Annotated in this window: 10 protein-coding genes and 1 pseudogene; 10 read left to right on the top strand and 1 reads right to left on the bottom strand. The window is 58.5% G+C overall.

What is annotated here, in order from left to right:
* A pseudogene (locus ACESMW_RS16240) lies at positions 1–174 on the top strand (malate dehydrogenase); the annotation flags it as partial.
* Between the two features lie 66 nt (positions 175–240).
* Here the strand turns inward: ACESMW_RS16240 and ACESMW_RS16235 are convergent.
* Positions 241–2,766, bottom strand: a complete 2,526-nt coding sequence (locus ACESMW_RS16235) for a penicillin-binding protein 1A (RefSeq protein WP_372988049.1) — start codon at positions 2,764–2,766, stop codon at positions 241–243.
* 196 nt (positions 2,767–2,962) lie between these two features.
* Between ACESMW_RS16235 and ACESMW_RS16230 the strand changes: the two genes are divergently transcribed.
* From ACESMW_RS16230 to ACESMW_RS16190, 9 genes are all read left to right on the top strand, one after another.
* A complete protein-coding gene (locus ACESMW_RS16230) occupies positions 2,963–4,027 on the top strand; it encodes a pilus assembly protein PilM (protein ID WP_113862798.1) in 1,065 nt (354 codons plus the stop codon).
* Positions 4,027–4,590: a PilN domain-containing protein gene (locus ACESMW_RS16225; RefSeq protein ID WP_372988048.1), complete on the top strand. Its 564-nt coding sequence runs from the start codon at positions 4,027–4,029 to the stop codon at positions 4,588–4,590. Before ACESMW_RS16230 ends, ACESMW_RS16225 begins: the two co-directional genes overlap by 1 nt.
* Positions 4,590–5,201 carry a type 4a pilus biogenesis protein PilO gene (locus tag ACESMW_RS16220; RefSeq protein WP_092005663.1) on the top strand — a complete coding sequence of 204 codons (612 nt, stop codon included), beginning with the start codon at positions 4,590–4,592 and terminating at the stop codon, positions 5,199–5,201. The genes ACESMW_RS16225 and ACESMW_RS16220 overlap by 1 nt, the downstream gene beginning before the upstream one ends.
* Before the next feature lie 2 nt (positions 5,202–5,203).
* Entirely contained in the window at positions 5,204–5,752 is a 549-nt protein-coding gene (locus ACESMW_RS16215; RefSeq protein WP_372988047.1) for a pilus assembly protein PilP, read from the top strand.
* Positions 5,753–5,817: 65 nt separating this feature from the next.
* Complete coding sequence (gene pilQ, locus ACESMW_RS16210) at positions 5,818–7,884, top strand: type IV pilus secretin PilQ (protein ID WP_372988051.1); 2,067 nt, start codon at positions 5,818–5,820, stop codon at positions 7,882–7,884.
* Between the two features lie 89 nt (positions 7,885–7,973).
* A complete protein-coding gene (aroK, locus tag ACESMW_RS16205) occupies positions 7,974–8,540 on the top strand; it encodes a shikimate kinase AroK (RefSeq protein WP_372988046.1) in 567 nt (188 codons plus the stop codon).
* The gene (aroB, locus tag ACESMW_RS16200) at positions 8,533–9,621 is read left to right on the top strand and encodes a 3-dehydroquinate synthase (RefSeq protein ID WP_372988045.1); all 1,089 of its coding nucleotides are present in this window, start codon (positions 8,533–8,535) and stop codon (positions 9,619–9,621) included. Before aroK ends, aroB begins: the two co-directional genes overlap by 8 nt.
* 231 nt (positions 9,622–9,852) lie before the next feature.
* Positions 9,853–14,301, top strand: a complete 4,449-nt coding sequence (gene gltB / locus ACESMW_RS16195; RefSeq protein ID WP_372988044.1) for a glutamate synthase large subunit — start codon at positions 9,853–9,855, stop codon at positions 14,299–14,301.
* Between the two features lie 78 nt (positions 14,302–14,379).
* On the top strand, positions 14,380–15,798 hold the full coding sequence (locus ACESMW_RS16190) for an FAD-dependent oxidoreductase (protein ID WP_372988050.1): 1,419 nt from the start codon (positions 14,380–14,382) through the stop codon (positions 15,796–15,798).
* The last annotated feature ends 208 nt before the right edge of the window (positions 15,799–16,006 follow it).

Raw genomic sequence — 16,006 nt, 5'->3', positions numbered from 1 at the left:
TACGGCGTAGACAAGTTCGAGTTCGGCAAGGAATACATCATTCCGAAGCCGATGGATGTGCGCCTGCTGGAAGTGGTTCCGGCGGCGGTTGCCCGCGCGGCCGTGGATTCCGGTGTTGCCCGCAACCCGTATCCGGCTCACTACCCGCTCAAGTCCATGGACGACATCATCTGATCGTCCTCGGGATATAAAAAAACCGGCGGTGATCCCGCCGGTTTTTTTGTGCGTGGGGCAAAGGGGTCAGAACAGCTGACGGGAAAGGTCGCCGTTCCCGTTGTTGCTGTTGGTGCCGTCACGTTCTTCGGCTGTCAGCGGTGGCGGCGCGTTCTCTTCCTTGAACAGTTCGAATATTCCTTCCTCGCCGGGGCGTGCCCGCTCGCCGGTTTCCGGATTGATGCGCACGTTCACAATGCCGTTGGGGCGGGGCATCACGGCCGGCGGAGCGTCCTTGAGGGCGACCTGCATGTAATCGATCCAGATTGGCAGGGCAGTGCTGGAGCCATACTCGCCGCGACCCAGGGGCGCCGGCTGGTCGAAGCCCACCCATACGGTGGTGGCGACCTTGTGGTTGAAGCCCGCAAACCAGGTATCCCGCTGCTCGTTCGTGGTCCCGGTCTTTCCGGCGATGTCACTGCGGCCCAGGGCCTGTGCCCGACGGCCAGTGCCCCGGCGAATCACGTCCTGCATCATCGAGTGCAGTATGTAGACGGAGCGCTCGTCGGCAAGACGCTTCATGAGGCGAACCGCTTTGTCATCCCGGGTGTCTGTCAGCCCCTCGCTGGTCAGATCTTTCGGGTTGGCGTCTGTCAGCGATTCAGGGGTTTCGTCGAGGTCTTCGTCGGCGACCAGGTCATCGCAGTTGTCCTCGCACAGGATGGTTTCCGGGGCCTGGTAAATCACCTCGCCATTCATGTCCCGAATTTCCTCGATGAGGTAGGGCTCCACATCGAAGCCGCCATTGGCGATAACGGCCTGGGCGCGGGCCAGTTGCATGGGGGTGATCAGGCCGCTGCCCAGTGCCAGGGACAGGTTGTCCGGCATGTTATCGACAGGGATGCGAAGCTGCTCCAGGTTCTCGAGCGTGGTCCTGATGCCGACATCGCGTAACAGCCGGACGGAAACCAGATTCTTCGAGCTATAAAGTGCCTCTCGAAGCCGGGTCGGGCCGCCAAAGCGACCTGAGGAGTTTTCCGGGCGCCAGGCGGTTTCCAGTTCTGAATCCTCGAACACGATCGGCGCATCATTATAGATGGTCGCCGGGGTCATACCGTTCTGGAGTGCCGTCAGGTACAGGAATGGCTTGAAGGTGGAGCCGGGTTGGCGGTCGGCCTGGGTTGCCCGGTTGTACTTGCTCTGATTGAAACTGTAGCCACCGGCAAGCGCCTCAATGGCGCCTGTGTCTGCTTCCAGAGAGATTAGTGCACCCTCAACTTTCGGTACCTGGCTCAGGGCCACCTTGACCGGGGTGATCTGAGGTTCTTCTGCGCCTTCGTCTTCCGGGTCGATCATGGCCGGGTTCTGCAGCTTCACGTAGATCACGTCACCAACCGCAACCACATCGGATGGTTTCTTGGGCTCGGGGCCGGCCAGATCCTCGGTTTTGTAGCGTTTGGCCCAGGTCATGGTTTCGAAAGGCATGACGGCTTGTCCGATGCTTCTGACGTGTACCTTGACCCGCTGTTCATCATCATCGACCGAGGTAACAATCGCAGGTAGCAGAGACTCGACTCGCGGATAATTCCGCGCCAGATCGGAAAGCTCACGTCCCTTCAAATCTGCAGGGTCGATCTGGCCGATGGGTCCACGGAAGCCGTGGCGCTGGTCGTAAGCTTCAAGGCCTGCACGAAGGGCTTCGGTTGCCGCCTGTTGCTTGTCGCCTTCGACGGTCAGGGTGACGGAGTAGCCGTCGGTGTAGGCGTCCTCGCCAAACCGGCGCACCATTTCGGCTCGGGCCATTTCCGCAACATAGTCAGCATCCACTTCTGCTTCAGTGGTGTTGTAACTGGCTGTCAGCGGGGCGTTTACCGCCAGATCGTATGCGTCAGCGGTAATGTATCCCAGTTCCTGCATGCGCCCGAGGATCCAGTTGCGGCGGATCAGGGCGCGCTCGGCGTTGGCGAGGGGGTTATAGGCTGAAGGGGCCTTGGGCAGGCCGGCCAGCATGGCCATCTGTGCCAGCGTCAGCTCATTGACTGGTTTGTCATAGTACACCTTTGCCGCCGCGGCAATGCCGTAGGCCCGGTTGCCCAGGTAGATCTTGTTCAGATAGAGCTCGAAAATGCGATTCTTGTCGAGCTCACGCTCTATCTGAAGAGCCAGAAGTATCTCGTTGAACTTTCGTATAAAGGTCCGATCCCGTGACAAAAAGTAATTTTTTGCAACCTGCATTGTGATGGTACTGCCGCCGGACTGGATTTCACCGGTGGAGACCAATTGCACTGCAGCCCGCATCAGGCCTTTGATATCGACTCCGAAATGCTCATAGAACCGGGCGTCTTCAGCCGCCATGAAGGCTTGTAACTGAATTGTAGGGATCTGTTCGATTGTGATTGGTGCCCTTCTCTTTTCCCCGAATTCTGCTATTAATCTGTGGTCCTTGGAGTAGACCCGTAGCGGCGTCTGGAGCTTGATGTCCAGCAATTGCTCGACGGGAGGCAGTCCGGGACGAAGATATAGATAGAAGCCTGACGCTGTAATAACAGCGACACTCAGTCCGGTTAGAAACAGCCAGGCGAAAAGACGAGATGTACGCAACAAATGAGACATTTTTTTCTGACAACTGTTGGATATAGGTCTATCATTTGAGAAATTGCTTTAGGAAGAGTAACTCACTTCGCTGATAAGCAATGCATCTCAAAAAAGAAGAACAGGCATTGTAGACGGAATGCAGAAGAAATTCTCTTACATAAAAAACACATAAGTTATTTAACCGGGTGCATGTAACCAGGTATAGGGTGAGCGCGTGTTCGGATTGTTCGGAAAGAAATCCAGTGCAGTGCTGGGCGTGGATGTTAGTTCCAGCTCGGTCAAACTTCTGGAGCTGTCGAAGCAGGGCGGCCGGTACAAGGTTGAAAGCTACGCGGTGGAGCCACTGCCGGCCAACGCCGTGGTAGAAAAAAACATCACGGATGTCGAAGCGGTCGGAGAGGTTCTCAAACGCGTCGCATCCAAGTCCCGTACCAGCCTCAAACAGGTTGCGGTTGCGGTCTCCGGTTCTGCTGTGATCACCAAGCTGATCCAGATGGACGGTGGTCTCAATGAATTCGAGATGGAAGACCAGATTGCCCTGGAGGCAGACCAGTACATTCCCTATCCCCTGGATGAAGTTGCGATCGACTTCGAGGTACAGGGGCCATCAGAAACCAATCCCGATCAGGTTGATGTATTGCTGGCAGCGTGCCGGAAGGAAAACGTCGATATCCGGGAAGACGCGCTGGAGATTGCCGGCCTCACCACCAAGATTGTGGACGTGGAAGCCTATGCGCTGGAACGCGCCTACGCCCTGATTGAGCCTCAGCTTGAATCCCAGGGTGAGGAGCTGGTGGTTGCCATCGTCGATATCGGCGCAACCATGACCACGCTGAGCGTGCTTGCCGGTGGCGTGACAGTATATACCCGCGAACAGATTTTCGGTGGCAAGCAGCTGACCGAGGAAATTCAGCGTCGCTACGGCTTGTCCCTCGAGGAGGCCGGTCTGGCAAAGAAGCAGGGCGGTCTGCCTGACGATTATGAATCCGAAGTGCTGACGCCGTTCCGGGAAGCCGTGGTCCAGCAGGTGGCCCGGGCCCTCCAGTTCTTCTTCGGAGCCAGTCAGTACAACGCTGTGGATTATGTAGTACTTGCCGGTGGCACCGCGTCGATCCAGGGCTTGATTGAGATGGTGGAGGAAAAGACCGGAACGCCCGCATTGGTGGCAAACCCCTTTGCCGACATGGCTGTGGGGTCCCGGGTAAACGCATCGGCACTCAGTAATGATGCGCCCTCACTGATGATTGCGTGTGGCCTGGCAATGAGGAGCTTCGACTGATGGCAATGATTAACCTCAGACCCTGGCGGGAAGAGCTGCGCGCCGAGAAGCAGAAGCGGTTCGTGGTCATGATCCTGGCCGCAGCGATTATTGGCGGCGGTAGTGTGTTCCTCTGGAAAACCGACATGGACAACCGGATTGCCTACCAGCAGTCCCGTAACGCCTACATAGAAACAGCGTCCAAGAAACTGGATGCCCAGATCAAGGAAATCGAGAATCTCAAGCGCAAGCGCGATGAGCTGCTGGCGCGGATGCAGGTTATCCAGGATCTCCAGGGTAAGCGTCCAGTGATTGTTCGGGTGTTTGATGAACTGGTTAAAACCCTCCCGGACGGCCTTTTCTACTCGGACCTGAAGAAAACCGGCGATAACATCCAGATTGTCGGAATGGCCGAGTCCAACAGCCGGATTTCCACCCTCATGCGCGATTTCGAGAAGTCAGACTGGTTCGCCGATCCGAATCTCTCCAATGTTGCCGCTGCCGACCAGCGCCGCGCCGGATACAGCCAGTTCAACCTGTCTGTAAAACAGAAAACCCCTGAGCCCGAAGGGGAGGATAAGTAATGAGCCTCGCGGACTCTCTCAAAAGCCTGAATGAATTCGACGTCAATGATCTGGACCTCAATAATGCCGGCATCTGGCCGACTCCGGTCAAGATCATTGTTGCCCTGATCGTGTTCGGATTGATCGTCGGCGGCGGTTACTGGTTTTTCGTCAAGGATCAGTATGCCCAGCTTGAACGGGTACAGAAAACCGAGCAGGAACTGCGCAAGAAATACGAAGAGAAGGCCTATCAGGTAGCCAACCTCGATGTGTTCAAGGCACAAATGGCTGAAATGGAGGAAACCTTTGGCGCGCTGGTGCGTCAGTTGCCCAGTGAAACCGAAGTGCCTGGCCTGCTTGAGGATATTACCAATACCGCTCTTGGCAGCGGGTTGTCGCTGCAGGAAATCAAACTGCAGCCGGAGCAGCAGCGTGATTTCTATGCCGAGTTGCCGATCAATATCCGGGTTTCCGGCACCTACCACGAGCTGGCGTCATTTGTGAGCAGTGTTGCAAGTCTTCCGAGGATCGTGACACTGCACGATTTAACCATCAAACCAACAGGCGGAGATGGAGAGCAGCTTGATATGCAGGTTGTCGCTCGTACTTACCGCTACCGGGCTGGAGAGTGAGCATGGCAGCAAAGCATGCAGGTAAGGCCTGGCTGGGAGTGTGTCTGGTGTCCTTGCTGACGGCCTGTACCCAGGAAAGCGGTTTTTCAGATCTGGACCAGTTCATGGCAGAAACCCGGGCTAAACCCCGGGGGCATGTAGAGCCACTGCCGGAATTCAAGGCGTATGAGGCGTTTACCTATTCCGCAGCGGACCGCCGTGCGCCGTTCGAGCCACCGGTGGATGTCCAGCTGACGATGGTCGATGACCAACCTGTCAGCGATGTCGAGCCGGATCTGGATCGCCCCCGTGAGGTGCTGGAGAACTTTGATCTGAAAGAACTCAGCATGGTGGGTACACTTCAGGGGCCGACCGGAAACCTGTTCGCACTTATCCGGGATAGCTCCGGCGGTATTCACCGCGTTCGTTCCGGTAATTACATGGGCCAGAACTATGGCCGGATTGTCGGTGTCAGCGAAACCCGCATCGAACTGATTGAAATCGTTCCGAATGGCTCGGGCGGATGGGTCGAGCGTCCTCGTTCCCTGTCTCTGGACGAGGAACAAGGCTAAGGAGCGGCGTAATGAAATTTGAAAGAAACATGCACGAACAAAAAGGTTTGGGGTCGAGGCTAGCGATGTTCAAAAAACTCAATGTATACGTCGGCGTGATTGCTTTGGGGTTGTTCTCCGGCCTGGCCAGTGCGGTCACGCTGGAAGACGTGTCGTTTTCCTCGCTGCCGGGAGAGCGCCTGGAGGTAACGCTCCAGTTTGACGGGCAACCGCCCGAGCCCTCCGGCTACACCATTGAGCGCCCGGCCCGCATCGCCGTGGATCTGCGTGATACCACCAGCGGTCTGGATAGCCGGAGCATTCCCCTGGGTGGTGGCAATGCCCAGAGCATGACGGTGGTGGAAACGCCCGATCGCACCCGGCTGATCTTCAATCTGGTGGAACTGGTGCCTTACGACACAGTTCGCCGCAACAATTCCCTGGTGATGACCATTGGCGGTGAAGGCGCTGCCCAGGCATCTGCCGGCACCGGTGGATCGGCCGCTCCGGCCGCCACGTCTTCGCGCGCCGCTCCCGACACCCTGGCGGGCGTAGACTTCCGCCGCGGCAAGGATGGCGAGGGTCGCGTCATCATTGATCTCGGTTCCAGCAGCACCCCGGTCGATCTGTCCGAACTCGGTGGCCGGATCCGTCTGACCATGCCCGAGCTTACGGTTCCGGAGAACCTGCGCCGCCGCCTGGACGTTACCGATTTCGCGACCCCGGTAACCCGTATCGACACCTACACCGAAGACGGTAACGCTATTGTCGAGATCCGTCCTGAAGGTAACTACGACTACATCGCTTACCAGTCCGGCAGCGAATTCACCGTGAGCGTGGAAAAGCTGACCGAGCAGGAAGCGGAAGCGCGTCGCGAAGAGAAGTTCCCGTACACAGGGGATAAGCTGTCCCTGAACTTCCAGGACATCGAGGTACGCTCGGTGCTGCAGTTGATCGCGGATTTCACCGGCCTGAACCTGGTCGCCAGTGATACCGTCAGTGGCAGCATCACTCTGCGTCTGCAGAACGTTCCCTGGGATCAGGCCCTGGATCTGATTCTCAAGACCAAGGGCCTGGACAAGCGCCAGATCGGTAACGTTCTGCTGGTTGCGCCAGCGGATGAAATCGCAGCCCGGGAAAAGCTGGAACTTGAAACCACCAAGCAGATCGCCGAGCTGGCACCGGTTCGTCTCGATATCATCCAGGTCAACTACGCAAAGGCAGCCGATGTTGTCGAACTGATCAAGGCGGACGAAGAGCTGATTTCAGATCGCGGTTTCGTTTCCTCGGATGTGCGTACCAACACCATCAGCGTGCGTGAGACCTCTCAGAAGCTCGAGGAAATCCGCCGCTTGGTATCCACCTGGGACGTACCGGTACGTCAGGTGTCTATTGAAGCGCGGATCGTTCGTGCCCAGACCAACGTTGCCGAGAACCTCGGTATTCGCTGGGGTGGCGCAGCCTACGATGTGAGCGGCGACAACGTGTTCACCGTCGGTGGCTCCCAGGGTACCCTGCAGGAGGCCCGTGACGCTGCCTCGGGCACCGACAGCACCATCACCTTCCCGGGTGCGCTGGCTGTGGATCTGGGTGTCAGCGGTGAGGGTGCCTCTTCCTTCGCCATCGGCTGGGGTAGCGACGACTTCTTGGTGGATCTGGAACTGTCGGCACTGGAAAGCGATGGTCAGGCCGAGGTTGTCTCCCAGCCGCGTGTCGTGACTGCCGATCGCCAGACCGCCTCCATCAAGTCCGGTGAGGAAATTCCCTATCAGGAGGCCTCTTCCAGTGGTGCCACCTCCGTATCCTTCAAGGAAGCGGTGCTGTCCCTGGAAGTGACCCCGCAGATCACGCCGGATGACAAGATCATCATGGATCTGGTGGTGAACCAGGACTCACGGGGCGAGGTTACTGCCGGTATCCCGTCCATCAACACCAACGAAGTCACCACGCAGGTGCTCGTCGGTAACGGTGAAACCGTGGTTCTTGGCGGTATCTTCCAGTCCGAAGTGGCTACCCAGGTGACCAAGACGCCGTTCCTCGGCGATATTCCTTACCTGGGTCGCCTGTTCAAGCGGACCGAGCATATCGACGAGCGTAGCGAACTGTTGATTTTCATCACCCCGAAAATCATCAAGAACGATTTGCTCCGGTAATCGTCCTGCTGAAGTCAGAAGCCGCCGCGTAAAACCGGCGGCTTTTTTTGTGATATTCTCACCCGCCTGAAACCTGTTGAGCGGAAGTTATGTCTTTGCCCAAACGCATTGTTCTGGTTGGCCCGATGGGCGCCGGGAAAAGTACCATCGGTCGTATGCTGGCCCGTGAATTGGGTTACCGTTTTCTGGATACCGATCGGATCATCGAGGAGCGGTGCGGCGCCAACATTCCGTGGATTTTTGATGTTGAGGGTGAAGATGGTTTCCGGCAGCGGGAAACCACCATGCTTGAGGAGTTGTCCGCTGAGCCCCAGACGGTCCTTGCCACGGGCGGGGGAGCGGTAATGCGCCCCGAGAACCATCCTTTGCTGAAACGGGATTCGATCGTGGTCTACCTCAAGACCTCGATCGACCAGCAGGTTGAACGAACCCGCAAGGACAGGAATCGGCCACTGTTACAGAATGATGATCCCGAGGCGGTCTTGCGCAGGTTGTTCGAAATCCGTGACCCGATCTACCGGCAGCTGGCCGACGTTGTCATGTATACGGACCGGAAAAGCCCCCGCCTGGTGGTCCGGCAACTGATCAATCGTATTAACCCGAGAACGCCACGGCATCGGCGCCAGGTACGTAAGGAAGGTCGCAATCATGTCTGAGATATTCCGGGAACTCTCCGTAGAACTGGGTGAGCGAAGCTATCCGATCATCATTGGTTCAGGGCTGTTGGGCAACACCGATCTGTCTCCTTACGTCGCCGGCTCCCAGGTCATGATCGTGACCAACGATACCGTGGCTCCCCTGTACCTGGACAAGATCCGCAACAGTTTTCCGGGTAAGCAGGTCGACACTGTCGTGCTTCCGGACGGGGAAAAGTTCAAGGACTGGCAGACCCTCAACCGGATTTTCGATGCACTGCTGGAGCAGCGGCACAGTCGCAAGACCACACTGGTGGCTCTCGGCGGTGGTGTCATCGGGGACATGGCCGGGTTTGCCGCAGCCTGTTACCAGAGGGGCGTGCCTTTTATCCAGGTGCCTACCACGCTTTTGTCCCAGGTCGATTCCTCTGTCGGCGGCAAGACCGGCATCAATCACCCGCTGGGCAAGAACATGATCGGGGCTTTCCATCAGCCGCAGGTGGTGCTGATCGACACGGACACATTGCAAACCCTGGCACCCCGGGAAGTGTCAGCGGGGCTGGCGGAAGTCATCAAGTACGGTCTGATCCGGGATACGGAGTTTCTGGCCTGGCTGGAAAACAATATGGATGCGCTGGTCGGGCTGGAAGCCGGCGCGCTGGCCGAGGCGATCTATCGCTCCTGTGCCTGCAAGGCGGAGGTCGTGGCTCTTGATGAGAGGGAAGGGGGGCTGCGGGCCATCCTTAACCTGGGCCATACCTTTGGTCACGCCATCGAGACCTTTGCCGGTTACGGAACCTGGCTCCACGGCGAGGCGGTTGGCACCGGCATGATCATGGCTGCGGACCTGTCCGCCCGGGAGGGGATGATTTCCCGTGAAGACTATCGTCGTGCGGTCGATCTCATCCTGCGCGCCGGACTTCCGGAAATGCCTCCGAAAGATATGGCTCCGCAAGATTTCTTGCGGCTGATGGCGGTTGACAAGAAAAATATCGATGGTGCCCTCCGGCTGGTGCTGTTGCGCAGTATCGGCGATGCGTTTGTCACCGCTGAGGCTTCCAGGGATAACCTGGCGGCGACTCTCGACGCCTTCTGTAGCTGACCCCGCTGGCTTCGGGGTGGGCTTTGCCGCGGGGCCGGAAATGACTCATACAAGATAAAGCTTGTTGCGTTATTGCAATGGCTTTGCTCTCCCCTAAACTTTAAGCTGGTTTGTATACGTAGTTCTACGTGTGTAAAATAGCCGGCCCCTTTTTTCAGTGTCAGTACATTTATGCACCAATTTGGTGCGCAAGTTTCTGATTGAAAAGCATTTCTACGCGAGAGAACGCTTATGATGACAGGTTTGTATCACCCCGATGAATTCAGGGACAACTGTGGATTTGGTCTGATTGCCCACATGAAGGGCGAGGCCTCCCACAAGTTGCTGCAAACTGCCATCGAGTCGCTGACCTGCATGACCCACCGAGGTGGTATCGCTGCAGACGGAAAGACCGGCGATGGTTGTGGCCTCCTGATCCAGAGTCCCGATACTTTCTTGAAAAAGGCTGCCAAGGCTGCTTTTGGCAAGGAGCCGGGAGGTATGTTTGCGGTGGGCCAGGTATTCCTGAACCCGGACGAAGCCAAGGCCGCCGCCGGCCGGGCAGCGCTTGAAAAACGCCTGACGGAGCAGGGCCTGGAAGTGATGGGCTGGCGGGACGTGCCGGTTGATGACAGCTGCCTTGGCCCCATGGCTCTGGATTGCCTGCCGAGGATCGAGCAGATTTTCGTGGTTCCGGCCGGAAAGGCCGAGAAAGAGTTCGCAATCAGCCTGTTTATCGGTCGACGCCACGCCGAGAGCGATATGGCTGATGATTCAGAGTTCTATATCTGCAGTCTTTCGCATCGTACTCTGGCCTACAAGGGCCTGATGATGCCGGCGGATCTGGCGAACTTCTACAAGGATCTGGGTGATCCGGACCTACAGACTGCCATTTGTGTGTTCCACCAGCGTTTTTCCACCAACACCATGCCCAGGTGGCCGTTGGCACAGCCATTCCGCTACCTGGCCCACAACGGTGAAATCAACACCATCGACGGCAACCGTAATTGGGCCATTGCCCGCGCTGCCAAGTTCAGTTCACCGGACCTGCCGGATCTGCAAACCCTGCAGCCACTCGTTAACCTGACCGGCTCCGACTCATCAAGCATGGACAACATGCTGGAAGTACTGCTGGCCGGTGGCGTCGATCTGTTCCGTGCCGTGCGTATGATGATTCCGCCTGCCTGGCAGAATGTTGACACCATGGACTCCGAGCTGCGGGCGTTCTACGAGTACAACTCCATGCACATGGAGCCCTGGGACGGCCCGGCGGGTCTGGTCATGTCCGACGGCCGTTATGCTGTGTGCATGCTCGACCGCAACGGCCTGCGTCCGGCGCGCTGGGTCATCACCAAGGATGATTTCATCACCCTGGCTTCCGAGATCGGCACCTACGGCTATGAGCCGGATGATGTGGTTGCCAAGGGTCGGGTCGGTCCGGGCCAGATGCTGGCGATCGATACCGAGTCCGGTGAGGTGTTGCACACCAGGGACATCGACCAGCGCCTGAAGACCGCCCAGCCGTACAAGCGCTGGTTGCGTGAAAACGCCCTTCGGGTTGAGACCACGCTCAACCAGGACACCCCGGAATTCAAGCTGATGGATTCCGACGAGCTGCTGGTGCACCAGAAGATGTTCAACATCTCCTTTGAGGAGCGTGACCAGGTGCTGCGGCCGCTGGCAGAGAATGGCCAGGAAGCGGTCGGTTCTATGGGAGATGACACCCCCATGGCCGTGCTCTCAAGCAAGGTGCGCCATGTGGCGGATTATTTCCGCCAGAAGTTTGCCCAGGTGACCAACCCGCCGATTGACCCGCTGCGTGAATCCATCGTCATGTCCCTCGAGACCTGCCTCGGGGCGGAGCGGAATGTCTTTGAGGAAACCGCGGAGCACGCGGACCGGATTATCCTGACCACACCGGTGCTGTCTCCGGCGAAGTTCCTTCGCATCAGCAATAACGACCGCCCCGGATTCGAGGTGGCTCGAATTCCCATGAGCTACCGGCCGGAACTGGGTCTTGAACAGGCAATTCGCGATGTCTGCGATCGCGCGGAGCAGGCAGTGCGTGACGGCAAGGTCCTGCTGATCCTGACCGACAAGGATCTCAAAGAGGGCGAGTTGCCGGTGAATGCCCTGATGGCCACCGGTGCGGTCCACCACCACCTGGTCAGCAAGGGCCTGCGTTGCGATTCCAATATCATCGTTGAAACGGGCTGGGCGCGGGATCCGCATCATTTCGCCGTACTGTTCGGCTTCGGTGCCACCGCAGTTTATCCGTACCTGTCCTACCAGGTGCTGAACGACCTGATTCGCACCGGCGAAGTGCTGATCGATCCGATCGAGGCCAAGAACAACTACCGCAAGGGCATCAACAAGGGTCTGCTGAAGATCCTGTCCAAGATGGGGATTTCAACCATGACGTCCTATCGTGGCGCCCAGTTGTTCGAGGCCATCGGTCTGGCGGATGACGTCGTGGATCTGTGCTTCAAGGGTGTACCCAGCCGGATCCAGGGTGCTGGCTTCATCGACTTCCAGGAAGACCAGGAGAAGCTGGCATCCGTTGCCTGGAAAGCCCGCAAGCCGGTTTCCCAGGGCGGCCTGCTCAAGTATGTTCACGGCCAGGAATACCATGCCTTCAATCCGGATGTGGTCGGTAAGCTGCAGGAGGCGGTAACCAGTGGCGATTATGGTCACTACAAGGAGTATGCCGGCCTGGTCAACGAGCGCCCGGTGGCAACCCTCCGGGACCTGCTGACGTTCCGCAAGGATCTCAAGCCGATTGATATTGCAGAGGTTGAGCCGGTGGAGAACATCTTCCCGCGCTTTGATTCCGCGGCGATGTCCCTCGGGGCCCTGTCTCCGGAGGCGCATGAAGCCCTGGCGGTGGCCATGAACACCCTGGGCGGGCGTTCCAACTCCGGTGAGGGTGGTGAAGATCCGGCCCGTTACGGCACCGAGAAGCGTTCCAAGATCAAACAGGTGGCGTCTGGTCGGTTTGGTGTAACCGCCGAGTACCTGCGCAGCGCCGATGTCATGCAGATCAAGGTGGCCCAGGGCGCCAAGCCCGGTGAGGGCGGCCAGCTGCCGGGTGGTAAGGTCAACGACCTTATTGCCCGTCTGCGTTATTCCGTGCCCGGCGTCACCCTGATTTCGCCGCCGCCGCATCACGACATCTACTCCATCGAGGACCTGGCGCAGCTGATCTTTGACCTCAAGCAGGTCAATCCGCAGGCGCTGGTTTCCGTCAAGCTGGTATCGGAGCCGGGAGTCGGTACCATCGCGGCCGGTGTGGCCAAGGCCTATGCCGACCTGATTACCGTCTCCGGTTACGACGGCGGTACCGCGGCCAGTCCGCTGACCTCCATCCGTTATGCTGGCTCCCCCTGGGAGCTGGGCCTGACGGAAACCCAGCAGGCTCTGCGCGCCAATGACCTGCGCGGCAAGATCCGCCTTCAGACCGACGGCGGCATCAAGACCGGCCTGGACGTGGTCAAGGGCGCCATCCTCGGTGCCGAGAGCTTCGGCTTTGGTACCACACCGATGGTGGCGCTGGGCTGCAAGTACCTGCGGATCTGTCACCTGAACAACTGCGCCACCGGTGTCGCCACCCAGAATGACCACCTGCGGGAAGAGCACTTCAAGGGCACGGTGGAAATGGCCATGAACTTCTTCCGCTTCGTGGCGGAAGAAACCCGGGAATGGATGGCCAAACTGGGTGTTCGTAACCTGGAAGAGCTGGTGGGCCGTGTGGACCTGCTGGAGCGTCTGCCGGGCGATACCGAGCGCCAGAAGAAGCTGGACCTGACCCGTCTGCTGGAGAACGACAGCATTCCGGCGGACAAGCCCCAGACCTGCCAGGTGGAGCGGAACGAGCCGTTCGACCGCGGTACCCTGGCCGAGCAGATGGTCAAGGACACAGCGACCGCCATCGAGAACAAGTCCGGCGGTGCCTGGTCCTACAAGGTCACCAACTGTGACCGATCCATCGGTGCCCGCCTGTCTGGCGAGATTGCCGAGAAGCATGGCAACCAGGGCATGGTGGACGCTCCGATAACCCTGGACCTCACCGGCACCGCCGGCCAGAGTTTCGGTGTCTGGAACGTGGGCGGCCTTAACCTGATCCTCGAGGGTGATGCCAACGATTACGTGGGCAAGGGCATGACCGGCGGCAAGCTGGTCATCAAACCGCCCCGTAACAGCGGCTTCAAGAGCCAGGAAACCTCCATCATGGGCAACACCTGCCTGTACGGTGCCACCGGAGGCAAGCTGTTCGCGGCAGGTACCGCCGGTGAGCGTTTCGCGGTCCGGAACTCCGGTGCCCACGCGGTGGTCGAAGGTGCCGGTGATCACTGCTGTGAATACATGACGGGCGGCCTGGTAACGGTACTGGGTAACACCGGGCATAACTTCGGTGCCGGTATGACCGGTGGTTTTGCCTACGTACTGGACCAGCACAATGCCTTCGTGGACAAGTACAACCACGAACTGGTAGAGATCCAGCGTATTTCCAGCGAGGAAATGGAGTCCTACCGCAACCACCTGCGAGGTGTTATCCGTGAGCACATCGCGGAGACCGGCAGTGAGTGGGCGGAGCACATTCTTGAGAATTTCGACGACTACATCGGCCGTTTCTGGCTGGTCAAACCGAAGGCGGCGAGTCTGCGGAGCCTGCTGGCCAGCACCCGGGCGCGCCCGGAGTAACCGCCCGGTTCGAAGAGGTTTGGGGGTGTACGGCGGGTCCGGCACCCCGGTCGAAATTGAGCTGATGAGAGCATCATGATGAAAGAACGACTGAGTAACGACTTCCAGTTTGTCGAAGTTGGGCGGATCGACCCCAAGAAGGTTCCGGCCAGTAAGCGGAAGAAAGAATTTGGCGAAATCTACCATCCGTTCACCGCAGATAATGCCGCGACCCAGGCTCATCGCTGCCTGGAGTGCGGAAACCCCTACTGTGAATGGAAGTGCCCGGTACACAACTACATCCCGAACTGGCTGAAGCTGGTTTCCGAGGGCAACATCATGAAGGCGGTAGAGCTGTGTCATCAGACCAACTCGCTGCCGGAAGTGTGTGGCAGGGTGTGCCCGCAGGATCGCCTGTGTGAGGGTGCCTGTACCCTAAATGACGGTTTCGGTGCGGTGACGATCGGTTCCGTGGAGAAGTACATCACCGATACCGCCTTTGCGTTGGGCTGGAAACCGGACATGTCCCGGGTGAAGTGGACCGACAAGAAGGTTGCGGTGATCGGCGCAGGTCCTGCCGGGTTGGGCTGTGCTGACATCCTCGTGCGCAACGGGGTCAAGCCGGTGGTCTTCGATCGCTACCCGGAAATCGGTGGCCTGCTGACGTTCGGCATTCCCGAGTTCAAGCTGGAGAAGTCCGTGATGTCCCGTCGCCGGGAAGTCTTCCAGGAAATGGGTGTGGAATTCCGCCTGGCCACCGAAGTGGGCAAGGACGTGCAGCTTAAGGACATTATCGATGAATTCGATGCCGTGTTCATGGGCATGGGCACCTACACCTACATGAAGGGTGGGTTTCCGGGTGAGAACCTGTCGGGCGTTTATGATGCGCTGCCGTTCCTGGTATCCAACGTCAACCGCCGCCTCGGTTTCGAGAAGGATCCGGCGGACTTCATCGACATGAAGGGCAAGCGGGTTGTTGTGCTCGGTGGTGGTGACACTGCCATGGATTGTAACCGCACCTCCATCCGTCAGCAGGCGGAGAGTGTGACCTGCGCCTATCGCCGGGACGAGGCCAACATGCCCGGCTCCCGCCGCGAGGTGGCCAACGCCAAGGAAGAGGGCGTGAAGTTCCTGTTCAACCGTCAGCCCATTGCCATCATTGGTGAAGATCGTGTGGAAGGCGTGAAAGTGGTCCAGACCCAGCTCGGTGAGCCGGACGAGAATGGTCGCCGCCGCCCGGAAGTGGTTCCCGGAAGTGAGGAAGTGATTCCGGCTGACGCGGTCCTCGTCGCCTTCGGCTTCCGCCCGAGCCCGGCGGACTGGTTCGGTGAGCAGAAGATCGATACCGACGATTCCGGCCGTGTTACCGCCCCGGAAGAGGCGGAGTTCGCCTTCCAGACCAGTAACCCGAAGATCTTCGCCGGCGGCGACATGGTTCGGGGTTCCGACCTAGTGGTCACCGCCATCTGGGAAGGTCGCCAGGCAGCTGAGGGCATCCTCGACTACCTGGATGTTTGAGGCGTTAACCCAAGGGGTCTGAAGAAAATCTTCTTCTGACCCCGAGTTAGCGACAATCCTCAAAGCCAGAGTCCAAGACGGGGTCAGAAGAAAGCTTTCTTCAGACCCCATTCGCTAGCCGATTCCTGAATTCCCGACCCCGGGGTCTGATGAAAGCCTTCATCTGACCCCTTGTTCATACCTTCCCAATTCCCCCAAACCGCGTATC

This window comes from Marinobacter sp., assembly GCF_041690455.1.
GTDB lineage: Bacteria > Pseudomonadota > Gammaproteobacteria > Pseudomonadales > Oleiphilaceae > Marinobacter.
The sequence above is the reverse complement of the archived record's forward strand: the minus strand, read 5'-3'. Positions and strand labels throughout refer to the sequence as shown.